This window comes from Actinomadura violacea (genome assembly GCF_017573465.1).
In the GTDB taxonomy this organism is placed as follows: Bacteria; Actinomycetota; Actinomycetes; order Streptosporangiales; family Streptosporangiaceae; genus Spirillospora; species Spirillospora violacea.
Genome location: NZ_JAGEPF010000004.1, coordinates 99,738 through 124,575, shown reverse-complemented (window position 1 = coordinate 124,575; position 24,838 = coordinate 99,738). Strand labels below are relative to the sequence as shown.

At 72.7% G+C, this 24,838-nt stretch carries 9 protein-coding genes; all 9 read left to right on the top strand.

Annotation, left to right across the window (positions count from 1 at the left end):
• On the top strand, positions 1-2,214 hold the full coding sequence (locus J4709_RS06495; protein ID WP_208238033.1) for an alpha-L-rhamnosidase-related protein: 2,214 nt from the start codon (positions 1-3) through the stop codon (positions 2,212-2,214).
• Positions 2,215-2,246: 32 nt separating this feature from the next.
• Positions 2,247-3,668 (top strand): L-fucose/L-arabinose isomerase family protein, encoded by a 1,422-nt coding sequence (locus J4709_RS06490; protein WP_208238032.1) that lies wholly within the window; start codon positions 2,247-2,249, stop codon positions 3,666-3,668.
• A gap of 205 nt (positions 3,669-3,873) precedes the next feature.
• A complete protein-coding gene (locus J4709_RS06485) occupies positions 3,874-5,946 on the top strand; it encodes a family 43 glycosylhydrolase (RefSeq protein WP_208238030.1) in 2,073 nt (690 codons plus the stop codon).
• On the top strand, positions 5,947-9,909 hold the full coding sequence (locus J4709_RS06480) for a family 78 glycoside hydrolase catalytic domain (RefSeq protein WP_208238028.1): 3,963 nt from the start codon (positions 5,947-5,949) through the stop codon (positions 9,907-9,909).
• A complete protein-coding gene (locus J4709_RS06475; RefSeq protein ID WP_208238018.1) occupies positions 9,906-13,664 on the top strand; it encodes a glycosyl hydrolase in 3,759 nt (1,252 codons plus the stop codon). The genes J4709_RS06480 and J4709_RS06475 overlap by 4 nt, the downstream gene beginning before the upstream one ends.
• 103 nt (positions 13,665-13,767) lie before the next feature.
• A complete protein-coding gene (locus tag J4709_RS06470; protein WP_208238016.1) occupies positions 13,768-15,687 on the top strand; it encodes a hypothetical protein in 1,920 nt (639 codons plus the stop codon).
• A gap of 8 nt (positions 15,688-15,695) precedes the next feature.
• Positions 15,696-18,419, top strand: a complete 2,724-nt coding sequence (locus J4709_RS06465) for a family 78 glycoside hydrolase catalytic domain (protein WP_208238014.1) — start codon at positions 15,696-15,698, stop codon at positions 18,417-18,419.
• Positions 18,420-18,430: 11 nt separating this feature from the next.
• Positions 18,431-21,628: a family 78 glycoside hydrolase catalytic domain gene (locus J4709_RS06460; protein ID WP_208238012.1), complete on the top strand. Its 3,198-nt coding sequence runs from the start codon at positions 18,431-18,433 to the stop codon at positions 21,626-21,628.
• Positions 21,625-24,813, top strand: a complete 3,189-nt coding sequence (locus tag J4709_RS06455) for a family 78 glycoside hydrolase catalytic domain (RefSeq protein ID WP_307801035.1) — start codon at positions 21,625-21,627, stop codon at positions 24,811-24,813. Before J4709_RS06460 ends, J4709_RS06455 begins: the two co-directional genes overlap by 4 nt.
• The last annotated feature ends 25 nt before the right edge of the window (positions 24,814-24,838 follow it).

Below are 24,838 nucleotides of genomic sequence, written 5' to 3'. Positions count from 1 at the left end.
ATGATGGTTCCCCCCACCACCGCACGCCGCTCCCTCGCCCGCGCCGCGATCGCCGTCGCCCTGACGGTGTCGGGCACGGCATCCCTCGCCCTGCCCGCGTCGGCGGCCCCGCACCCGCGCGGCCCGTGGCAGGACGCGTCCTACACCCCGCACCAGGGCCAGTGGCGCCCGTACGTGCTGTCGCCGTCGAGCCGCACCGTCCGTCCCGCCAAGGTCTACAAGGCCGACCCGCGGCAGGGCCGGATCGACGGGTCGCCGGAAGCGGCGCTGCGCGACGGCGGCGGCTCGGTCCGCCTCACCGGCGCCGCCGACCGCACCGGCTCGCCGCTGCTGGTCATCGACTTCGGCAAGGAGGTCGCCGGGCACCTGAAGGTCCGGGTGAAGGGCGCCTCGTCCACCCCGCCGAAGCTCCGCGCCTGCTTCTCCGAGTCGATCCGGTACGCCGCGCTGACCCCGGACGCCAACGACGGCGAAGGCAAGATCGCGCCGGGCTGCGACACCGCGAACATCTGGAACGGCTTCCCCGGCCAGCCCTACACGCAGGACACCGACAGCCACGCCCTGCCGCTCGACGGCAAGAAGCTGCCCGCGACGATCCGCGACGGCGTGCTGCGCGGCGGGTTCCGCTACGCGACGCTGTTCCTCGACGGCCCCGGAACCGTCGACATCGACGGGGTGTCCGTCGACTTCACCGCCGCCCCGAACCAGCGCGACCTCGACGGCTATCAGGGCCACTTCCTGTCCAGCGACAACGAGCTGAACAAGATCTGGTACGCGGGCGCCTACACGGTGCAGGTGAACACCGGCGCGTCCAACACCGCCAAGAGCTGGCCGTACGCCGCCGGCGAGGGCGACCACGCGGACGCGCAGGTCCCGTTCGCCGACCCGAAAAAGTCCGTCATCTATGACGGCGGCAAGCGCGACCGGATCGTCTGGCAGGGCGACCTCGCCGTGCAGGCCCCCGTCACCTACCTGTCCACCAACGACCTGGAGGCGGTCGACAACTCGCTGTCGTCGCTGGCCTCCCAGCAGCTCCCCGACGGGTTCATGCCCGCCGAGAGCCAGGTCGGCCAGCACAACGCCGACGAGCTGCGCACCTACGGCGAGTACGTCACCTGGTTCGTCAACAACATGTACGAGCACTGGCTCTACACCGGCGACCGCGGCTACCTGGACAAGTGGTGGCCGCAGCTGACCAAGGCGACGGCGTGGCTGGAGTCGGTCCGCGCCAAGGACGACAAGGGCCTCATCGCGTTCGGCGACGTCGGCTCCTGCGGCCACTACGGCTACTCCGACTGCGGCCACGAGACCTACGTCAACGCCCTGTACGCCCGCAACCTCACGCAGATGGCCGCCATGGCGAAGGCGCGCGGCGACGCGCCGGCCGCCACGACCTACGGCGACCGGTCCGCCACGGTGAAGAAGGCGATCAACGACCAGCTGTGGGACGAGAAGGCGGGCGCCTACCGGCTGTCCCGGGAGATCCCCGGCGCCTACCCGCAGGACGCCAACGCCACCGCCGTCCTCGCCGGCATCGCCGACGGCGGCCGCGCCACCCGCGCGCTCGCCTACCTGCGCAAGAACAACTGGTCGCAGTACGGGTCGCTGACCGTCTCGCAGTCCACGCCGAACGCGAGCCTGCCGCCGTTCTACGCGCCGCTGCCCAGCTCGTTCGAGACCGACGCGCGCCTCGGCACCGGCGACGCGTCCGGCCTCGACCTGATCCGGACGTTCTGGGGCCACCAGCTCCGGCAAGACCCCGGCTCGACGTTCTGGGAGCACATGCAGCCGGACGGCACCCCGAACCTCAAGCAGTTCTCCAGCCTCGCGCACGGCTGGGCGAGTGGCCCGACCGTCACCCTCACCACCCGCGTCCTCGGCGTCCAGCCGACCGGTCCGGGCTACTCGTCGTGGGCGGTCGTCCCGTTCACCGGCGGGCTGAAGTGGGCCGAGGGGACCGTCCCGACGCCGCGCGGCGCCATCGCCGCGTCGTGGCGGACCACCGGGCACACGTTCCGGCTGGACGTCACCGCACCGCGCGGCACGTCCGGGCGGCTCGCCGTCCCGGTCGGCTCGTCCACCTCCCGGGTCACCCTGGACGGCCGGACGGTCTGGGCGCACGGCAAGGCCACCGCGCGCGGCGTGACGAGCGATGGGAAGTACGTGTACGTGGACGGCGCGCCGTCCGGCCGCCACACCCTGACAGCCGAATGACAGGGACGGCCAGGTAACAGGAGGGAACAGGCATGGCAGGCAACACCGGGGCGCCACCGCCCGTGAAGGTCGGTCTCGTGGCCGGCGGGCTCGGCGCGTACTGGCCGCAGTTCCCCGATCTGCTTCCGCAGCTGAAGCGGTCGGCGGAGCGGGTGTCCGAGCGGATGCGCGGCCTCGGCGCCGAGGTGGTCGACGTCGGGTTCATCTCCGACGCGCAGGAGGGCGCGGCCGCGGCCGAGAAGCTGCGCGCGGCGGGATGCGACATCATCGTCGGGTTCCTCACCACCTACATGACGGCGACGATGCTCGTCCCCGTCGCGCAGCGGGCGGACGCCCCGGTGTTGCTGATCAACCTGCAGCCGACCGAGTCGATGGACCACGCCACGTTCGACACCGGGCAGTGGCTCGCCTACTGCGGCGCGTGCCCGCTGCCGGAGATGGCGAACGCGTTCGCGCGGTGCGGCGTCCCGTTCCGCTCGGTCTCCGGCTACCTGGAGGACGAGCGGGCCTGGGCGAAGATCGGCCGCTGGGTGCGGGCCGCCGGGGTGCGCGCGGCGCTGCGCCGCGGCCGGCACGGCCTGATGGGCCACCTGTACCCGGGCATGCTGGACGTGTCCACCGACCTGACGCTGGTCAGCGCGAACTTCGGCGGGCACGTCGAGGTGCTGGAGTTCGACGACCTGCGCGTCCGGGTGGAGAAGGTCACCGACGCCGAGGCCGCCGCGAAGAAGGCGGAGGCGGAGAAGATCTTCGAGCTGGACGCCTCCGTCAACGACGACGACCTGGCGTGGGCGGCGCGGGTGTCGGTGGGCCTGGACCGGCTCGTCGAGGACTTCGAGCTGGACAGCCTCGCCTACTACCACCGTGGCCTGGACGGCGAGGTGCACGAGCGGCTCGGCGCCGGGATGATCCTCGGCGCGTCGCTGCTCACCGCCCGCGGCATCCCGGCGGCCGGCGAGTACGAGCTGCGCACCTCCCTCGCCATGCTGATCGCCGACCGGCTCGGCACGGGCGGCTCGTTCACCGAGCTGCAGGCGCTCGACTTCCACCGCGGGCACGTCGAGATGGGCCACGACGGGCCCGCCCACCTGGCGATCAGCGCCCGCCGCCCGCTGCTGCGCGGCCTCGGCGTCTACCACGGCAAGCGCGGCTACGGCGTGTCCGTGGAGTTCGACGTCAAGCACGGCCCGGTCACCGCGTTCGGCGTCATCCAGCGCCGCGACGGCCGGTTCGCGTTCGTCGCGTCCGAGGGCGAGACCGTGGACGGGCCGCTGCTGCGGATCGGCAACACGACGTCCCGGGTGGACTTCGGCTGCGACCCCGGCGAGTGGGTCGACGCCTGGAGCGCCACCGGCATCTCCCACCACTGGGCCCTCGGCACCGGCCACCGCGTCGCCGACCTGAAGGCCCTCGCCGACCTCCTGGAGATCGAACTGGTCACCGTGAACCCCTGACCGACCGGACCACCCGAGCACCACGACCCTGCCGGACTCGAACTCTCACTAGGCGCGATCGGGGGATCCGTCCCTAGGCGATGACGGGCGCAGGCCCGCGGCCGTGCAACCCCGCCCGCACGGCCACGGGCTCTGTTCCGCATGCCCGGAAACGGACGACGCGCCGCCCCCCACCCCCGCGCAGCTCCGAGAGGACGCCCCGTCCATGCGCACGATCCCCCCACCCCGGTCCCGGCGAGGCCGCGTCCTCGCGCTCGCCGCGGTCCTCGCGCTGCTCCTCGGCGCGCTCTCCGCCCTGCCCGCGCAGGCGGCGACCACCACCCCGATCACCAACGTCGGGCCGGACGGTGGGCAGACCGTCCGGTTCGACACCGACGGCAACGCGGTCGACGCCCACGACGGCGCTCTCCAGCGGTTCGGCGGCACCTACTACCTGTACGGGACGAGCTACGACTGCGGCTACCAGTGGCAGGTCAACAGCACGTTCTGCGGCTTCAAGGTGTACTCCTCGCCGGACCTCGCGCACTGGACCGACCGCGGCTACGTCGTGAAGGCCCGCTCCTGCAAGTTCTGCTTCCGCCCGCACACGGTCTACGACAAGGCGACCGGCAAGTACGTGATGTGGGTGAACGACCAGGAGGCCGCGGACCGGTTCCGCGTCTACACCGCCGACCGGCCGACCGGTCCGTTCACCGAGCAGCCCGTGCCCGACCTGCCCGCCGGGACGCACTGCACCGCCGACCTCGACGTGTTCGTCGACGACGACGGCACCGGCTATCTCGCGTGCAGCAACGCCGGCTGGCACATCGCCGTCATCAAGCTGACGCCCGACTACCTGCGCGCCGCCGGCCCGTACGACGTGACGGGCGTGACCCGGGTCGAGGCGCCGTCGATCTTCAAGCGGAACGGCACCTACTACCTGACGATGTCGGACCCGAACTGCGGCTACTGCACCGGCACCGGCACGTCCTACCTCACCGCGAAGAGCCCGCTCGGGCCGTGGAAGGGCCGCGACGCCTGGACCGCCGAGGACGGCGCGCTCACCGCGCGCGGCGGCCTGTACGGCCTGTCGCAGCAGGGCGAGGACTGGTCCGACTACACCTTCTCCTTCGACGTCGCGCCGCTGCCGACCGCGTCGGGAACGGCCGCGCAGGCCGGGTTCTCCGTCCGGATGAATCAGGACGACCATGGCTACCTGTTCCTGCTGGCCGGCTCCGGCACGGCCAACGGGAAGCTGAGCGTGCTGCGCCGCGCCGGCGCCACCACCGCGAGCCACGTCGTCCAGCTCGACAAGCCGATCGTCGCGGGGGAGTGGCACCACGTCGCGGTCACCGTGTCCGGGTCCACGCTCACGACGTCGATCGACGGCGTGCGGGTCGACACCTACACCGACGCCACGTACCCGGTGGGCAAGGTCGGGTTCCGCGAGTGGAACGGCGCGAACCTGGAGTCGGCGAAGTTCGACAACGTCCGGGTGACCTCGGCGGACGGGCGGGAGCTGCTCGCCGACGACTTCTCCGGCGACCTGGCGAAGTGGGTCGTCCCGACCGCCGGGACGAGCATCACCGAGAACTCCTGCGGCGGCCAGCCCGCCCAGGTCGCGACGCTCCCGCAGCGCCACGGCGACCCGATCCACCTGTACTTCAGCGACCTGTGGGACGGCCACACCAACGAGGCCCTCGCGAACTACCAGTGGGAGCCGCTCACGTTCGGCGCCGACGGGGCGATCGTGCCCGTCCGGTGCGGCAACGCGACCGTCCGCCTCGACCCGGGCCACCCGGGACGGCAGCGGACCGTCCCCGGCCTCGACCAGAGCAGCGGCGCCGCCGGCTTCCGCGCCGGCTGCGACGTCGCCGGGGACGTCCGGCGCGAGCAGTCGTTCACGGCGGGACGCGGCGGCCGCCTCGACTCCCTGTCCGTCACCGCGTTCAAGGACGGCACCGAGCAGGGCCGCGTGGAGCGCACCCCGCCGTCCGAGCCGCTGACCGTCGAGGTCACCGACGGCGCCCGGACGCTCTGGTCCGGATCCGTGCCCGCCGAGCAGATCGGCTGGTCGGCGCGGAACGTCACCGTCCACCCGCGGATTCGGGTCCGGCCCGGCGCGCACTACACCGTCCGGATCTCCTCCACCACCACGATCGGCTGCTACGGCGTCGCCTACAACGACCACGACCCGTACCGGGGCGGCGCGTCCGCCGTCAGCCATGACAGCGGCGCGACCTTCACGCCGGAGCCCGGCCGCGACCTGAAGTTCCTCACCACCGTCCGGGGAGCCTGAATGCGTACATCCGCGACACGCGTCGCCCTGCCCGCGGCACTCCTGCCGCTGCTGATCGGCGCCGCCGGGACGGTCCCGGCGCGCGCCGACGCGGCCGGCCTGCGCGCCTTCGGGCTGCGCACCGACGCGCTCGACGACCCGCTCGGCATCGACGACACGGCGCCCACGCTCAGCTGGCGGCTCACCGCGCCCGGCCGCGGCGCCGCGCAGGCCGCCTACCAGGTCGAGGCCGCCACCTCCCGGAACGGGCTCGGCCGCGCCGACCTGTGGGACTCGGGGAAGGTGTCGTCCGGCACCGCGAACGCCGTCTACCGGGGCGCGGCGCTCACCTCCCGCCGCCAGGTGTGGTGGCGGGTCCGGGTGTGGGACGGCTCCGGGCGCGCGTCCGCCTGGAGCTCCCCGGCCCGGTTCGAGATGGGCCTGCTCGGCAAGGACGACTGGTCCGGCAAGTGGATCACCGACGACCGGTGGCTGAACCGGGCTCCGAGCCCCGTCACGGTCGCCCTGCCCGCCGGGACGAAGGCCCGCTACCTGCGGGTCGACGTGTCCAAGCTGGGCCTGCCGATCACCGAGAGCGGGTCGCTGCTGTCCCGGCTGCAGCTCGCCGAGATCGAGGCGCTCGACCCGTCCGGGACGAACGTGGCGAAGGGCGCGGCGGTCACCGCGTCCGAGGTCCGTGAATACCCCGGCAAGTGGATGCCGGAGTTCCTCACCGACGGGTCGCTCACCACGCAGAAGGCGCCGTTCGGCTACACCAGCAACGCCTACAAGTCGCAGGACGCGGGCCACCACATCTGGCTGCAGCTCGACCTCGGCGCGGCCAAGGACGTCGCGTCGGTGAAGCTGTATCCGCGCACCGACGTGATGACGAGCGACGGGAAGACCCCGAACTTCCCCGTCGACTACACCGTGCAGACCTCGGATGCGGCGGACGGCCCGTTCGCCGTGGTCAAGACCGTCACCGACCAGGCTCCGCCGCCCGCGTACCAGACGTCCATGCCGGCGCTGCCGCTGCTGGCGCGGCAGTTCTCGCTGAAGAACACCGTCCGGTCGGCGCGGCTGTACATCACCGCGCTCGGCATCTACGACGCGACGATCAACGGGAAGCCGGTCAGCGACGCCGTCCTCGAACCGCCGAACACCGACTACAAGAAGCGCGTCGAGTACGCGGCGTACGACGTGACGAAGCTGCTGCGGCGCGGCGGGAACGCGATCGGCGTCCGGCTCGGCAACGGCACCTACAACGTCACCGCCACCAACGACCGCTTCACCAAGTACGTCGGCGCGCAGGGGCCGCCGAAGCTGCTCGCGCAGCTGGAGGTCACGCTCAAGGACGGGACGACCGCGCGGGTCGCGACCGACTCGTCCTGGCGCACCGACCTCGGGCCGACCACGTTCAGCCAGTGGTACGGCGGCGAGGACGAGGACGCCCGGCTCGCGCAGAAGGGCTGGGACGGTCCGTCGGCGAACCTGGCGTCGTGGAAGCCGGCCGCAGAGGCCCCCGACCCGGGCATCGCGGTGACGGCGCGGATGTCCCCGGCGATCGTCCCGGTCGGCACGCGCAAGACCGTCAAGGTCACGCACCCGGAGAAGGACACCTACGTCTTCGACCTCGGCGAGAACATCGTCGGGTGGCCGGAGCTGCGGGCCCGGGGGAGGCGCGGTGAGAAGCTGACGATCAAGCCGGGGGAGCGGCTCGGCGCGGACGGCCTCGTCGAGCAGGGCACGATGATCGCGGGCGGTGCGCAGAACCCGCCGGTCATGGACACCTACACGCTCGCGGGCACCGGCACCGAGACCTGGCACCCGCGGTTCGTCTACCACGGCTTCCGCTACATCCAGATCAGCGGGCTCGGCTCGGCGCCGTCCGGCGACATGGTCGGCGCGACGATCCTGCGCGCCGGGAACGCCTCCGCCGGCTCGTTCGACAGCTCCGACCTGCTGCTCAACGGCATCCACAAGATCATCGACCGGGCCGTCCAGGGCAACATGATGTCGATCCTCACCGACTGCCCCGACCGGGAGAAGCTCGGCTGGCTGGAGGAGGACCAGCTCGTCCAGGGGTCGGTCACCCGCGAGTACGACGTCGCCGCCTACTACCCGGCGCTGCTGCGCAACATGGCCGAGGCGCAGACCTCCACCGGGCTCGTCCCCGACATCGCGCCTGCGTACGTGACGTTCTCCGGCGGCGTGTGGGACGACCCGAACTGGGGCAGCGCGATCATCCTGTCCGCCTGGCAGCACTACGTGACGTACGGGGACGCCAAGCCGCTGCGCGACTTCTACCCGAACATGCAGCGCTATCTGGACTACCTGACGTCCAAGGCGAAGGGGAACCTGCTCGACTACGGCCTCGGCGACTGGGCCGCCGTCGACAAGACCACCCCGACCGGCGTGGCCGCGACCTACGGCTACCAGCGCAGCGCCACCGCGCTCGCGAAGATCGCCAAGCTGCTCGGCAAGGACGACGACGCGACCAAGTACACCAAGCTGGCCGGTGACATCGCGGACGCGTTCAACGCCAAGTACCTCGACACCGACAAGCACACCTACGGTTCGGGCAGCCAGGCCGGGGACGCGTTCGCGCTCGACCTCGGCATCGTCCCCGCCGACCAGAAGCAGGCCGTCCTCGACCACCTCGTCTCGACGATCAAGGAGAACGGCTACCACCTGACGGTCGGCGAGATCGCGCTGCCGTCGGTGTTCCGGACGCTGTCGGCGGCGGGCCGCGACGACGTGATCCTCGCCGTCGCGCAGCAGGTCACCAACCCCAGCTACGGCTACCAGGTGGTGCACGGCGCGACCGCGCTCACCGAGTACTGGGACGGCCCGACCGGCTACGGCTCGCAGAACCACTTCATGCTCGGCGCGATCGACGAGTGGTTCGGCGCCGGCCTCGCCGGGATCCGGCAGGCCGGCGGCTCGGTCGGCTACTCCGACCTCGTGATCCGGCCCGCCGTCGTCGGCGACCTCACCCGCGCCTCGTCCTCCTACGACACCCCGCGCGGGACGGTGTCCAGCGCATGGCGCCGGTCCGGGCGCGACCTGCGGCTCGACGTGACCGTCCCGCCCGGCGCGCCCGCCCGCGTCGAGGTGCCGCTGCTCGGCGCGTCCGCCGCGAAGGCCCCGGCGGGCGCGCGCCCGCTCGGCGTCCAGAACGGGCACGCCGTGTACGAGGTCGGGTCGGGGGCGTGGACGTTCACCGTCCGCACGCCCGACGCCGTCCGGCAGGACCGGACGCAGCTCGCCGTCGAGCCGCCGTTCGGCGTGAACATCCCGGTGACGGGCGGCGCGGCCACCGACGCCCGGTTCCGCGTGACGAACCTGGAGCGGCGCGCCGTCACCGTCCCGGTGAAGGCGACCGCGTCGGCCGGGTTCACCGCGTCCGCGCCCGCCCGGGTCACGATCCCGGCGGGCGGCTCGACGGAGATCCCCGTCGCGGTGAAGGGCTCGGGCGCGGACGGGACGAAGGGCACCGTCACCGTCACGGCCGACGACGAGACCGCGACGGCGCCGGTCCTCGTCACGGGGAACCTCGTCCGCTCCGCGGCCATGTCGGCGTCCAGCACCCACAGCGGGTCGTCGCCCGCGTGGGCCAACGACGGCGGCACCGACTCCGGTGTCTGGCTGAACGGCGTCGGCGGCTGGAACGACGACACGTCGAAGTCCTTCCCCGACACCCTCACCGCGACCTGGAAGGACCCGCAGAAGCTCCGCCGGGTCAAGGTCTACACGCTCGACAGCTCCAGCAGCCCCGCGTCGAAGTCCGGGCTGCGCGACTTCGACGTCCAGGCGCAGGTGGACGGCCAGTGGACGACCGTCGCGACCGTCACCGGCAACACCGCCGGGACCGTCGAGAAGACCTTCGCCCCCGTGTCGGCGTCCGCGCTGCGGCTGCTCGTCCACGACTCCAACGACCACAACTACAGCCGCGTCATCGAACTGGAGGCCTACTCCTCATGACCCGCTCCAAGGTTCCGCCGCCCCCGGGCGGCGTCCGCCGGAGGTCGGCGCGGCTCGTCGCCGTGCCAGTGGCCGCACTGCTCGCCGTGTCCGGTCTCGCCGTCGCCGGCGCGGCTGAGGGCGCGGGGTCGTTCGGGCCGACCGTGCCGGCCCTGACCCGCGGCACGTTCGCCGACCCGCCCGCGTCCGTCCGGCCCAAGTACCGCTGGTGGCAGCCGCTCGCCTACACCGACGACAAGGAGCTCGGCAAGGAGCTCGACCAGATCAAGAAGGCGGGCGGCGGCGGCGCCGAGGTCGCGCCGTTCAGCGTCGAGGGTGCCGGCAACAACACCCCCGAGTTCCTGAAGACCTACGGCTGGGGCACCCCGCTCTGGGCGCAGAAGACCCGGACGATGCTGGCCCAGGCGAAGGACAAGGGCCTCGGCCTCGACCTCACCATCGGCCCGCGCTGGCCCGCGACCGTCCCCACGGTCGACGACGTCAACGACCCGAGCGCCCAGCAGCAGATCGTCTTCTCCTACGAGTTCCGCAAGGGCGGCACGAGCCGGTCCGGTGGGCTGCCGACGAACTTCAACGTCGCGCCGCCCGCCGGTGCGAAGAAGACGCTCGTCGCCGCGCTGGTCGCCAAGTGCTCCGACGCCGGGTGCAGCGCCTCGTCGAGCGCCCCGCGGATGCTGGAGCGTTCGAGCGTCACCGACGTGACGTCGAAGGTGGACGCGCAGGGAAACGTCGCGGTCGACTTCCCGGGCGACGACAAGAGCACGTACGCGCTGATCGCCTTCTACCAGACGCCCAGCGGGCAGTCCCTGACCGGCTACACCGCGACCGGCACCAACTACGCGCTCGACCCGTTCAGCGAGGCCGGCGCGAAGGCCACCACCGACTTTTACGACAAGAACATCCTCACCTCCGACGTGCGCAAGCTGCTCGCCCGGATCGGTGAGACCGACCTGTTCGAGGACTCGCTCGAGCTCGGCTCCACGCAGAAGTGGACGTCGGAGCTGGTCGGCCAGTGGACGAAGCTGCGCGGCTACTCGCCGGTCGACGTGCTGCCCGCCCTCGCCGGCGCCGGCGACCAGGGCATCACCGACAAGCCGTTCTTCGACTTCGGCGGCGGCGTCGGCGCCCGCGTCCGGACCGACTACCGACAGACGCTCAGCGACCTCTACATCCGCAACCGCCTCGACGTGCTGCGCGAATGGGCGCACAAGCACCACATCAAGACCCGCATCCAGCCGTACGGCATCCCGGTGGACGTCTTCGAGGCCGCGTCCCACATCGACGTGCCCGAGGGCGAGTCGCTGGCGTTCGGGCAGTCGGTCGGCGCCTACAGCAACGTGCAGGACTACCGGGTCGTCGCGACGGGCGCGCACCTGTCCGGGCAGCCGGTGGTGTCGGACGAGTGCTGCGCGTTCTCCGGCACGGTGTGGGGCTCGACGGCGGGCGCCGGGTCGGACGCCTCGAACCTGCAGGCCGTCTACCGCGGCTTCGCCGGCGGCGTGAACCAGGTCGTCTGGCACGGCTTCCCGTACCTGAGCCGGGGACCCGCGGGCGCCGGACCGTCGTCGGTGTGGCCCGGGATGACCTACGGCGGCAACACCTCCTACTCCGAGGCGTGGGGCGACAAGGGCGGCCCGAACTGGGCCGACTACCGGGCGATCAACGACAGCGTCGCCCGGATGCAGCTCGTGCTGCGGCAGGGCAAGCCCCGCTTCGACCTCGCCGTGTACTGGCAGGACTTCGGCATGAACGGCACCGGCACCACCGGGTCCGGGTCGAACAAGCTGATCCAGGACTCCTCGGCGCTGGCGTCGTCCGGCTACACCTACGAGTACCTCAGCCCGGCGCAGCTCCGGCGCAAGGACGCCTCCTACTCCGGCGGCGCCCTGTTCCGCAACGGCTCCGCCTACCACGCGGTGCTGCTGAAGGACCAGAAGACGATGCCGGTGGCCGCGGCCGAGAAGCTGCTGAAGCTGGCCCGGCAGGGCCTGCCCGTCGTGATCGTCGGAGACCTGCCGAGCGCGGTGCCCGGTGACGGCGACGCGGGCCGCCAGGACGCGCGGCTCACCTCGGTGATGTCCCAGCTCGTCCGGCAGCGGACCGTGGTGCGGGCGGCGAGCGAGGCGGACGCGCCGGACGCGCTGCGCCGCCTGCGCGTCGCCCCGGCCGCGACGCCGCACGACGGCTCGGGCGCGCTCCTCGACGTGCGCCGCCAGGCGGGCTCGACCGATTACTACTACCTGTACAACCAGACGAACACCACGACCGCGCAGACCGTCACCCTGACCGGCGACGGCGTCCCCTACAAGCTCGACACCTGGACCGGGAAGATCACCCCGATCACGGACTACACGACCGGCCATGGGACGGTCACCGTTCCCGTGCGGCTCGCCGGGAACGACGCCACGGTCATCGCGGTCACGCCGCGGCACGACGCCACCTTCCCCGGCCAGGGCAAGCCCGGCCGGCCTGGGAAGCAGGGGACGGCGGCCGTCCCGCAGCCGGTGAAGCTGAACGAGTGGTCGCTGTCGGTGGACTCGTGGGGCCCCGGAGCGTCCGGCCTGCCCGGCGACACCGCGCACAAGACGCTCGGCCCGGTCACCGTGAAGGCCGGGGAGAACGGCGCGCTGCCCGCCTGGTCGGCGATCACCACGTCCGGCGGCTACCCGGTGGACCTGAAGGACGTGTCGGGCGTCGGCACCTACACCGCGCACGTCACGCTCGACGACGGCTGGAAGGGCATCGACGCCGCCGAACTCGATCTCGGCACGCCGGTCGACACCGTCCGGGTGAACGTCAACGGGCACGACCTGCCGCCGCTCGACCAGGCGGACCTGCGGCACGTCCAGGTCGGCCGGTACCTGCGGCCGGGCGACAACACGATCACCGTGCGGGTCGCCTCGACGCTGCTCAACGCGGTCCGGGTCGCGCCCGGCACCGGCGCGTCCTCGCGGGCGCCGATGGACTACGGGCTGTTCGGCCCGCTCACCCTCACCGCGACCGGCGGCGACCGGCCGGTGCTGGCCGCCGAGGCGCTCGAACCCGAGCTGCCGCTGGCGGACGGCGGCTACAACCGCGCGAACGTGCTGGTCACCAACGCCTCCGGCCGCACGGCGAACGTGACGGTCGCCGCGTCGGGCGCCGACGGGATCACCGCGAAGCCGCAGCAGGGCAAGGTCGCGGTGCCCGCGGGCGGCTCGGTGACGGTGCCGATCGACGTGCGCGACAAGGGCGTCTCGTCCGGCACCAGCACGCTCAAGGTGACCGCGCGCAGCGACGCCGGGCCGTCCGCCGAGACCGCGGTGACCCTGCGGCACTCCGGCGACCTCGCGCTCAACCCGGGCGGCGCGCCGTTCCCGCGGGTGATCGCGGACGCGGGCCAGGACCGCTACCCGGCGAAGCTCGCCGTGGACGGCTCGGCGAGCACGTTCTGGGTGTCGTGGGGCCGCGCCGCCGGTCAGGGACCGACCGCGAACGACCCGGTGCGGTACGGGGTCGACCTCGGCGCGCCCGTCGAGATCGGCTCGGTCGTCGTCGGCGGCCGCTCCAACTACGGGGCGCGCGACTACGCCGTCGAGGTCTCGCAGGACGGCCGGACGTGGCGCACCGTCGCCACCGCGACCGACACGCCCAAGGAGGGCGGCACGACCACGTTCGACAAGGTCAGCGCCCGGTACGTGCGCATCGCCGTCACCAGGAGCTGGGACTCCGTCAACGCCAACGTGCAGATGAGCGGCTTCTCCGTACGGCCGTAGGCCGGGAAGGGCCGGGGCGGCCGCCGCCCCCGCGGGCACGGCCCGCCCCGGCCCCGCCCGGCGGACACCGCAAGCCGAACGAACTGAACTGGAGGTCGCCCTCATGACCGGTTCCAACGGCACGCCCGGCGCTCAGGACAGGCCGGGTGTCGACCGCCGCGACGTGCTGCGCGCGGCGGGCACCGGGGCGGCGGCGCTGTCGCTGTCGCTGGCCCTGCCCGGCGTCATCGCGGGTCCCGCCCGCGCGGACGGCGGCCCGCAGGCCGGCGCGCCGGCCCCCGGGTGGGACACGATGAGCGACACCTGGGCCGCCACCGACGGGCTCGGCCGGTCCCTGCCGCTGCACGAGGACGTCGGAGGCCCCCGCAAGGATCGCTTCGTCGGCGTCTTCTACTTCCTGTGGCTGGGGCAGCATTCGACCAGCGGCCCCCATGACATCAGCCGCATCCTCACCGCGGACCCCGGCGCGATCCACGACGGGGACGATCCGGCGTGGGGCCCGATGGGGCACTTCCACCACTGGGCCGAACCGTACTTCGGCTACTACCTCTCCGACGACGCCTGGGTCATCCGCAGGCACGCCACCATGCTCGCGGACGCGGGCGTCGACACGGTCGTCTTCGACGTCACCAACGGGTTCACCTACCGCTCGAACTACCGCATCCTGCTCGACACGTTCGCCGCCGTCCGCGCGGACGGCGGCACCACCCCGCAAGTGGCGTTCCTGGCGCCGTTCGGCACGCCCCGCCAGGTCGTCTCCGACCTGTACGCCGACCTCTACAAGCCCGGCGTCCACGCGGACCTGTGGTTCCGCTGGGACGGCAAGCCGCTGATCCTCGCCGACCCGGACCTGCTCGGCGACGGCGTGGACGAGATCCGTTCCTTCTTCACCTTCCGCTCCGCGCAGCCCAGCTACTTCACCGGCCCCGCGAAGCCGAACCAGTGGGGCTGGCTGGAGGTCAGCCCCCAGCACGTGTTCCGCGACGCGTCCGGCGCCGCGGAGCAGATGACGGTGGGCGTCACGCAGAACGCCGTCGACGGACGGCTCGGCGCGATGAGCGAGCCGCGCGCGCTCGGCCGCAGCGCCCGCGGCGGCGAGCCGGCCGCCGACCGGTCCCGGACCCCCGAGGGGCTGAACGTCCAGGAGCAGTGGGGCCGGGCGCTCGCCACCGACCCGGAGTTCGTGTTCGTGACCGGCTGGAACGAATGGGTCGCCCAGCGGATGACGTCGTTCAACGGCGTGGACGCGCCCGTCGTGTTCGTGGACCAGTTCGACTGGGAGCACAGCCGCGACATCGAGCCGCTGCGCGGCGGCCCCGAGGGCGGCTTCCCGGAGGGCGACGCCTACCAGGACGCCTACTACTACCAGCTCGTCGCCAACATCCGCCGCTTCAAGGGCGTCCGCCCGCTGCCCCGCCCGACCGCGCAGCGCACCATCCCGGTGAACGGCCGGTTCGAGGATTGGCAGGACGTCGGCCCGGAATACCGCGACCACATCGGCGACACCGCGCACCGCGACCACCCCGGCTGGGGCGGCGCCGGACCGTACGTGGAGACCAGCGGGCGCAACGACATCATCGCCGCCAAGGTCGCCCGCGACCGCGAGCACCTCTACTTCTACGCCCGCACCCGCGAACCCCTCACGCCGGCGGACGGCCGCAACTGGATGCTGCTCTTCCTCGACATCGGCGGCGCCGATGAGCACGGCGACGGCGAGCACGGCGGCTGGGAGGGGTTCCGGTTCGTGGTGAACCGCCGCGTCCGCGACGGCCACCGGACGTCCCTGGAGGCGAGCCGCGGCGGATGGTCGTGGCGGCACGTCGCGGACGTGTCCTACGCGGCGCGCGGCAACGAGCTGGAACTCGCGGTGCCGCGGCGGCTCGTCGGCGCCGACCCGCGCCGGCCGCTGCGGCTCGACTTCAAGTGGATCGACAACATGCAGCGCGACGGCGCCATTCTCGACGTCCTGACCAGCGGAGACGCCGCCCCGAGCGGCCGCTTCCGGTACCGCTTCGCCGAATGAGGAGAACCATGCACCGCATCTCGACATCCCTGGTCACCGGCGTCGCGGTCCTCGCCGCCTCCGCCGTCGTGGCGCTGCCCGGGACCGCTCAGGCCGCGCTCAAGGCGGGGCACGCGCCGCAGGCGCCGGCCGATCTGACCGTCGGCGACCAGGCCCGCCCGCTCAGCGTCGAGGGCGCGCCGCAGTTCGGATGGCGGCCCCGCGACGTCGACCCGGGCGAGATCCAGTCCGCCTACGAGATCGCCGTCCGCGACGCGTCCGGCAAGACCGTCTGGGACAGCGGACGGGTGAAGTCCGCGAGCCAGGAGTACGTCCCGTACGCAGGGCCGGCGCTGGCGGCCGAGACGTCCTACACCTGGAAGGTCCGCACCTGGGACCGCACGGGCAAGGCGTCGCCGTGGTCGCGGACCGCCGAGTTCGACACCGGGCTCAGCGACGAGCAGTGGGGCGCGTCCTGGATCCGCCGCACCACCGGCGAGTCCGACGACTACACCCTCGCCCGCAAGGACTTCACCGTCGGGACGTCGCCGATCGTGAAGGCCCGCGTCCACATCTCCGCCGACCAGCAGTACGACCTGCGCCTCAACGGCGCGACGGTCGACCGGGGACCGGCGTTCGAGTACGCCGACGACCTGTTCTACAAGACCGTCGACGTCACCTCGCAGCTCAAGGCGGGCCGGGACGCGACGATCGGCGCGGTCTACCACTGGTACGGGTCCGGGCAGGGACGGCCGAAGGGCGAGCCGGGGCTGCTCGTCCGGCTCGTCATCGACCACGCCGACGGCACGCGGCAGGTCGTCGCCAGCGACGGCACCTGGAAGGTGGCGCGCGGCCCGTGGAAGACGGCGCCGCGCCGCAACGGCGACGGCGGCGACTGGGTGGAGGACGTCGACGGCACCGCCGAGCCGCTCGGCTGGGACCGGCCCGGCTTCGACGCCTCGTCGTGGGCGGCGCCGCAGGTCGTCGGCGCGCACCCGACCTCGACGTTCAAGCACGTCCACGGGCAGGAGACGTCGCTGGCGTACCAGACCGTCCACCCGGTGAAGGTGACGAAGCTGGCGTCGGGCGCGCTGGTCGCCGACTTCGGGAAGGTGATCCCGGCGGTGCCGGTCGTCCGGTTCCGCGACGGGACGGCCGGGCGGCACGTCGACATGCACGCCGGATACCTGCTCGCCGAAGACGGGACGGTGTCGCGCTCCAAGAGCGACAACCAGAGCACCGACATGACCTACGGCTACACCCAGCGCGACGGCGACCAGACGTTCCGCGCCTTCACCTACGAAGGGTTCCGCTACTTCGAGATCGGCCCGGACTCGGGCGTGGACCCCGACGACATCTCGGCGGTCGTGCAGCACAACTCCGTCGACCGCACCGCGACCGTCCGCACGTCCGACAAGGGGGTGAACGCGGCCTACGACATGATGGCGCGGTCCGCGCTCTACGGGTCGCAGTCGCAGTTCCTCGACACCCCGACCCGGGAGAAGGGCCAGTTCCTCGGCGACGCCGTCGACACCTCGACCGCCGCGATGGCCGCGTTCGGCGAGCGGCGGCTCACCCGGCAGGCGATCCGCGAGTTCATCGCCTCGCAGGCCCGCTACTGGCCGGACGGGCGGCTCAACTCCGTCTACCCGAACGGCGACGGCAAGCGCGACATCCCGGACTACACCGAGATGTTCCCCGGCTGGGTGTGGGACTACTTCGAGCAGTCCGGCGATGCGACCACCCTCGCGCAGGCGTACCCGGTGATGAACGCGGTCGCCGGCTACGTCCGCCGCTACATCGACTCCGGGACGGGCCTGGTCACCAACCTCGAAGGCGGCTCCGGGCAGTACAAGTACGGCATCGTCGACTGGCCCGCGACGATGCGCTACGGCCACGACATGGACACCGCCGCCCGGACCGTCATCAACGTCCTCGGCGTGGACGTCCTGAACGCCACCGCCCGCGCCGCCGACGCGCTCGGCAAGACCGACGACGCGGCGGCGCTGCGCAAGGAGGCCGGGACCCTCACCGGCAACATCAACGCCAAGCTCCGCCGCGCCGACGGCATCTACATCGACGGACTGAAGAGCGACGGCACGCAGAGCACGCACGCCTCGCAGATCGCCAATGCCTATGCGGTCGCGTACGGGATCGCGCCCGCCGAGTCCCGCGAGGCGATCGGCACCTACATCGCCGGGCTCGGCATGCAGATGGGGCCGATGACCGCGCACCGGCTGCTGCAGGCGCTCGACGACGCGGGCCGTCCCGGCGACGTCGTCACCCGCCTCACCGACACCAAGGGACCCGGCTGGGGCAACATCCTCGCCCGCGGCGGCACGTTCACGTGGGAGTCGTGGGACGCGCCCGAGACCGGGCAGAGCTTCTCGCACCCGTGGGGCTCCACGTCCCTCGCCGACGTGCAGCGGTCGCTGCTCGGCGTCACCGTGACCGCACCGGCGTCCGCCTCCGTGCGGATCCAGCCGCCGCTGTCGGGGCTCAGCGGCGCGACGGGCACGATCCCGGTCCAGCGCGGTGACGTCGGCGTCCGGTGGACGCGGCACGGGAACGGCGTCTCGCTCTCGGTGGACGTCCCCGTCAACGTCACCGCCGAGATCCGCGTCCCGGCGCGCTCGGCCCGCGACGTCCGCGTCTCCGGCCCGGGCGGCGCCCGCTTCACCGGCATGAAGGACGGCTACGCCGTCTTCCAGGCCGGGTCCGGCCGCCTCACCTTCCACTCGACGCACGCCTGAAGGGTCTTTCGATGACGAATGAGCTGAGCAGGAGACGATTCGTGCAGGCCGGCGGCGTCGCGGCCGCCGCGGTGACCGCCACCGGCGTGCTCCCGTCCGCGGCGAGCGCCGCGCCGGCGGCGCCCGCCCGCGCCAGGACGCTGACGCCCACCGGCCTGCAGGCCGCGCACCTGCGGTCGCCGCTGGGCATCGACGCGGCGAACCCGACGCTGAGCTGGCGGTTCGCCGCCGGGCCGCGCAACGCGGCGCAGACCGCGTACCAGGTCCGCGCGGCGAGCGCGGACGCCCGGCTGCACCGCCCCGACCTGTGGGACTCCGGCAAGGTCGCGGGCGGCGCGGTCTCCGCCGCCTACGCCGGCCGCGGCCTCGGCTCGCGGCAGCGGGTGTCGTGGCAGGTCCGGGTGTGGGACGAGCGGGGCCGCGCGTCCGCGTGGAGCGAGCCCGCGCACTTCGAGGCGGGCCTGCTCGCCGCGTCCGACTGGACGGCGCAGTGGATCGGCCACCCGGCCTGGTCCGACCCGAAGCCGGCCCCGGCGACGGTCGCGTTCACCGCCCGCACCGCCCGGTACGTCCGGCTGAACGTGACCAGGCTCGGCCTCCCGATCAAGGAGGGCTGGCCGTACAAGGTGTCGCGGCTGCAGCTCGCCGAGGTCCAGGTGCAGGACGGCGCGTCCGGCGCGGACGTGGCGCTGCACGCGCCGGTGACCGCGTCGGAGAGCTACACCGTCGGGGGCCAGTGGGAGCCGAAGGCGCTCACCGACGGGTCGCTGACCAGCGACGCCGCCCCGTTCGGCTACACGAGCATGCAGTACGAGAACCAGGATCTCGCTACCCCGATCTGGGTGCAGATCGACCTCGGCGAGGAGCGGCGGTTCGACCGGGTGCTGCTCTATCCGCGCACCGACGTGATGACCGACGACGGGAAGACCGCGAACTTCCCCGAGGACTTCACCGTGCAGACCTCCAACGACGGCAAGACGTTCGACACCGCCGCGACGGTCAAGGGCCAGCAGGCGCCGCCGCCGCTGCACGCCCAGCCCGAGGCGCTCCCGCTGTTCAAGAAGGAGTTCGGCCTCGGCAAGCGCGTCCGCTCGGCGCGGCTGTACGCGACGGCGCTCGGCGTCCTCGACGTCACCGTGAACGGGCGGCCGGTCAGCGACGCCGTCCTCGAACCGCCGTACACCGCGTACAAGCAGCGCATCGTCTACTCGACCTACGACGTGACGCGGCTGCTGCGCAAGGGCGGCAACACGATCCAGGCCGAGGTCGGCAACGGCATGGCGAACGTCCCGGCCACGCCGGGCCGCTACCAGAAGCTCACCCGCTCGGACGGGAAGCCCGCGTTCCTCGGCCAGCTGGAGATCACCTACACCGACGGGTCGCGCGAGGTCGTCGCGTCGGACGCGTCGTGGAAGACCGCGCTCGGGGCGACCACGTTCAGCGGCTGGTACGGCGGCGAGGACTTCGACGCCCGCCGCGTCCCGGCGGACTGGACGGCCGCCGTCCGCCGCGACGCCCCGACCGCGAAGCTCACCGCGCGGATGGCCCCGCCGATCGAACGCGCCGGCACCTTCCACACCAAGAAGATCACGCAGCCGAAGGACGGCGTGCACGTCGTCGACCTCGGGACGAACTTCGCCGGCTGGGCGGAGCTGCGGGTCAGCGGCCCGGCCGGGACGAAGGTGACGATGCGCCCCGGCGAGCTGCTCAACGCCGACGGCACCGTCAGCCAGGGCACCACCGGCTCGCCGATCTGGGACTCCTACACCCTGTCGGGGAAGGGCACCGAGACCTGGCATCCCCGGTTCTGCTACCACGGCTTCCGGTACGTGCAGCTCGAAGGGCTGCCGTCCGTGCCGGACGAGGGGACCGTCACCGGCATCGTGCTCCGCGCCGCCAACGACACCGCCGGGTCGTTCACCAACTCCAACGGCCTGCTCAACGACATCCACCGGATCATCGACCGGGCCGTGCAGAGCAACATGTACTCGGTCCTCACCGACTGCCCGCACCGCGAGAAGCTCGGCTGGCTGGAGCAGGCGAACCTCGTCTTCCCGGCCGTCGCCCGCAACTACGACGTGACCGCCTACTACGGCGAGCTCGTCCGCGACATCGCCGAGGCGCAGACGTCCGACGGGCTCGTCCCGGACATCGCGCCCGAGTACACCGTGTTCTCCGGCGGGTTCCGCGACGACCCGAACTGGGGCAACGTCATCGTGTTCGCGCCCTGGCAGATGTACCGGGCGTACGGCGACGAGGCGACGCTCCGCACCTACTACCCGAACATGGTCCGGTACGTGGACTACCTGTCGTCCAAGGCGAAGGGGAACCTGCTCGACTACGGCCTCGGCGACTGGATCACCTTCGACAACAGCACCCCGCTCGGTGTCACCGCCACGTTCGGCTACCACCGGGCCGTGACGGCGCTGGCGTCCATCGCCAAGGTCATCGGCAAGGGCGACGACGCCGCCAAGTACACCAAGCTCGCCGGGGACATCGGCGACGCGTTCAACGGCAAGTACGCGACCGGCGGCACCTACGGGTCCGGCAGCCAGGCGTGCGACGCGCTCGCCCTCGACATGGGCGTCGTCCCCGCCGCGTCCAAGGACAAGGTGCTCGGCCACCTCGTGCAGAGCATCACCGGCAAGGGCTACCACCTGACCGTCGGCGAGATCGCGCTGCCGTCGGTGTTCCGCGTGCTGTCGGCCGCCGGACGCGACGACGTCATCCACGCCGTCGCCACCCAGACCGGCAACCCCAGCTACGGCTACCAGGTCGTGCACGGCGCGACGTCGCTGACGGAGAACTGGGACGGCCCGACGTCCGGGAACTCGCAGAACCACTTCATGCTCGGCGCGATCGACGAGTGGTTCCACGCCGGGCTCACGGGGCTGTCGCAGACCGGCGACTCGATCGGCTACGCGACGCTGCTCGTCCGCCCGGCCGTCGTCGGCGACGTCACCCGCGCCGCCGCGACCTACGAGACTCCGCGCGGACGCGCCGCCGCGTCGTGGCGCCGCACCGGCAAGTCGGTGCGGCTCGACGCCACCGTCCCGCCCAACACGACGGCCCGCGTCGAGTTCCCGCTGTTCGGCGGCAAGACCCGGCCCACCGCGCCCAAGGACGCGAAATGGGTCGGCATCGAGAACGACCGCGCCGTCTTCCAGGTCGGCTCCGGCGACTGGACCTTCGAGGGAGCCACCAAGTGACGGAGGCGCTGAGCAGGCGGCGGTTCCTCGGCGCGTCGGCGATCGGCGCGACCGGCGCGATCGTCCTCGGGCCCGCCGGGACGGCCGCCGCCGCGCCCGCCGGGAAGGGCGCCGCGGCGCGCACCCCGTCGGGGCTGCTGACGTCGCTGCTGCCGGACGGCCTCGGCGTCACGGCGGCGAAGCCGCGGCTGAGCTGGCAGGTCGCCGACCTCGGACCCGGGACGAAGCAGACGCACTACCAGGTGCAGTTCGCCACGACCCCGTCCCGGCTGGGCCGGGGCCCGTACCACTGGGACAGCGGGCGCGTCGCGTCCGCCGCGTCGGTCGCCGTCCCGTACGGCGGGCCCGCGCTCGCGGCCGGAACGGCGTACTGGTGGCGGGTCCGGACGTTCGACGGGCACAAGGCGTCGCGCTGGTCGGCGCCGACGCTGGTCGCGACCGGCCTGGACGGCTGGAAGGCCGACCCGATCTGGGTCCCGGCCGGCCCGGCGCCCGGCGACGGCGTGCTCAAGGCGCGTGTGCAGATCACCGCAGTGGCGGCGGGCCTGTGGTTCCGCGCGTCCTCCGCGAGCGCGAACTACCTGTGGCAGTTGCGCGCCGGATCGCCCGGCGTGCTGAAGAAGCACGTGTGCGTGAACGGGACGTACCGGGTGCTGGAGGAGAAGGCGGTCGGCGTCCCGATCGAGACGGGCCGCTGGTACGAGGTCAGCGTCGAGATGAAGGGCTCGACGTTCACGACCTCGATCGACGGGACGGCCGTCGACACCACGACCGACGCCACGTACGCCACCGGCACCGTCGGGATGCGCAACGGCTCCACCGAGGCGAACCAGTGGGACGACGTCACCTTCACCGCACCCGACGGCAAGGCCCTGATCAGCGAGGACTTCACCGACGGGCCCGGCACGTTCACCGCCGGGACCGTGTCCGGCGGCGTCCTGACGCTCGGCAAGGGCCAGTCGACGCTGTCGTCGGCCGGTGCGGCGGACGACGACTGGGCGCTGCTGCGCACCGAGTTCACCCCGGCGCGCAAGCCGATCGCCGCCGCCGTCCTGCACGTCGCCGCGCAGTCGCCCACGCCCGTCCGGCAGTACCCGGCGAAGATCTGGGTCAACGGCGAGGTCGCCGGGTTCGCGTCCCAGCGGGCCGGGGCGGGCGCGCCCCGCTACCACTCGTTCGACGTCACCGGCCTGCTGGAACCGGGCCGCCGCAACGCGCTGGCCGCCCTCGCGTTCACCACCGAGGACAAGCGGTTCGTCGCGCAGCTCGCCGTCACCTACGCCGACGGGACGACCGCGACGTTCGCCAGCGGCAAGGCGTGGAAGGCGCGACGCCAGGCCGGGATGCTGCCCGCCGCCGGCACGATCGGCACGTCCTACTACGTGGGCCCGCAGGAGTACTGGGACCTGCGCAAGGAGCCGGCCGGCTGGACGAGCCCGGGCTTCGACGACTCCGGCTGGGACGCCCCGCAGGTCAAGCCCGCGATCGAGGGGCTGGTGCCGGCGCTGGTCGAACCGGTCCGGCTGCACGACGTCCGGCCCGCGTCGGTGCGGAAGGTCGCGCCCGGCACCTGGCTCGTCGACCTCGGCAAGGAGATCGCGGGCGGGCTGCGGCTGTCGGTGCGCGGCAGGGCCGGGCAGACGATCGAGGTCCGGCTCGGCGAGGAGCTCAACGCCGACGGGACCGTCCGGTACGCGCTGCGCGCGGGCGTCACCTACAAGGAGGTCTGGACGCTGCGCGACGGCCGCCAGTCCGCCGAGCACTGGGGCTACCGCGGCTTCCGCTACGCGCAGCTGATCTGCGACGACGGCCTCGACCTGTCGGACGCCGCCACGGGCCTGGCCTGGCGTCTCGACTGGCGCGACTCCGACGCCTCGTTCTCCAGCTCCAGCCGCGATCTCGACCGGGTGTACGAGATGTGCCGGTACTCGATCGAGGCCACGCGCGGTGACCTCTACATCGACACCCCGACCCGCGAGCGCGGCCCGTACGAGGGCGACGCGCTGATCAACCAGGCGTCGGAGTACGCGGTGCAGCGGTCGTTCGCGCTGGCCCGCGCGTCCGACGCCTACCTGGCCCGCAACCACACCTGGCCGACCGAGTACCGGCTGATGAACGTGATGTCGGCCTGGCGGGACTACCTGCACACCGGCGACCCCGACCAGCTCGCCGCCGACTACGACCTGCTCGCCGCCAAGCACCTGACGTCCTACCTCGGTGACGACGGCCTGGTGCACAAGAAGCCCGGCGCGTCCAGCCAGGACCTCGGCGACCTGGTCGACTGGCCGGTCTCCAACCGCGACGGCTACGTGTTCACCGAGGTCAACACCGTGGTGAACGCCTGCCAGTACGCGGCGTTCACCGCGATGGCCGACATCGCGGCCGTCCTCGGCAGGACCGCCGACGCCAAGAACTGGCGGGCGAAGGCCGACGCGCTCGCGAACGCGATGCGCAAGACGCTGCTGGACGCGTCCAACGGCCGGTTCGTCGACGGCACCGGGACGACCCACAGCGCGCAGCACGCCACCGCGTTCCCGGTGGCGCTCGGCGTCGCGGGTCAGGGCACCGTCCCGGACTCCGTGGTCCAGGCGCTCGGGAAGACGCTCGCCGACGGCGGCATGAAGGTCAGCGTCTACGGCGCGCAGTTCCTGCTGGACGCGCTGTTCGCGACGGGCCGGGCCAAGGACGCGATCGGGCTGATGACCGCGACAGGCACCAACTCCTGGCTGCACCTCATGGACGACCTCGGCGCGACCATCGTCGGCGAGGCGTGGGACCCCTCGCTCAAGAGCAACATGACGTTCTCGCACGCCTGGGGTTCGGCGCCCGCGAACGCGATCCCCCGCCACGTGCTCGGGGTGGAGATCACCGCGCCGGGCGCGGCGGCGATCGAGGTGCGGCCCCGGCCCGGCGGGCTCACCCGGATCTCCGGCACCGTGCCGACGGTCCGCGGCCCCGTCGCCGTCGCGCTCGACCGCGCGAAGGGCTACCGCCTCGACGTGGACGTGCCGCCCAACACCGTCGCCCGCCTCGTCGTGGAACTCGGCGGCACCGACCCCCGGGGCGTCCGCGTCACCGGGCCGAACGCCCGCGCCGCCCGCACCACGGGCCGGGACGCGACCGGACCGCTGCTCGCCATCGGCCCGGTCGGCTCCGGCCGCACGACCGTGATCGCGCGCACCTGACCGGCGCGATCGAAACAGGAGGAAT

What these genes read in the sequence shown, in the direction of transcription:
- J4709_RS06495 (WP_208238033.1), top strand. Translation starts at nt 1, where the DNA reads ATGATGGTTCCCCCCACCACCGCACGCCGCTCCCTCGCCCGCGCCGCG.
- J4709_RS06480 (WP_208238028.1), top strand. Translation starts at nt 5,947, where the DNA reads ATGCGTACATCCGCGACACGCGTCGCCCTGCCCGCGGCACTCCTGCCG.
- J4709_RS06475 (WP_208238018.1), top strand. Translation starts at nt 9,906, where the DNA reads ATGACCCGCTCCAAGGTTCCGCCGCCCCCGGGCGGCGTCCGCCGGAGG.
- J4709_RS06485 (WP_208238030.1), top strand. Translation starts at nt 3,874, where the DNA reads ATGCGCACGATCCCCCCACCCCGGTCCCGGCGAGGCCGCGTCCTCGCG.
- J4709_RS06470 (WP_208238016.1), top strand. Translation starts at nt 13,768, where the DNA reads ATGACCGGTTCCAACGGCACGCCCGGCGCTCAGGACAGGCCGGGTGTC.
- J4709_RS06460 (WP_208238012.1), top strand. Translation starts at nt 18,431, where the DNA reads ATGACGAATGAGCTGAGCAGGAGACGATTCGTGCAGGCCGGCGGCGTC.
- J4709_RS06465 (WP_208238014.1), top strand. Translation starts at nt 15,696, where the DNA reads ATGCACCGCATCTCGACATCCCTGGTCACCGGCGTCGCGGTCCTCGCC.
- J4709_RS06490 (WP_208238032.1), top strand. Translation starts at nt 2,247, where the DNA reads ATGGCAGGCAACACCGGGGCGCCACCGCCCGTGAAGGTCGGTCTCGTG.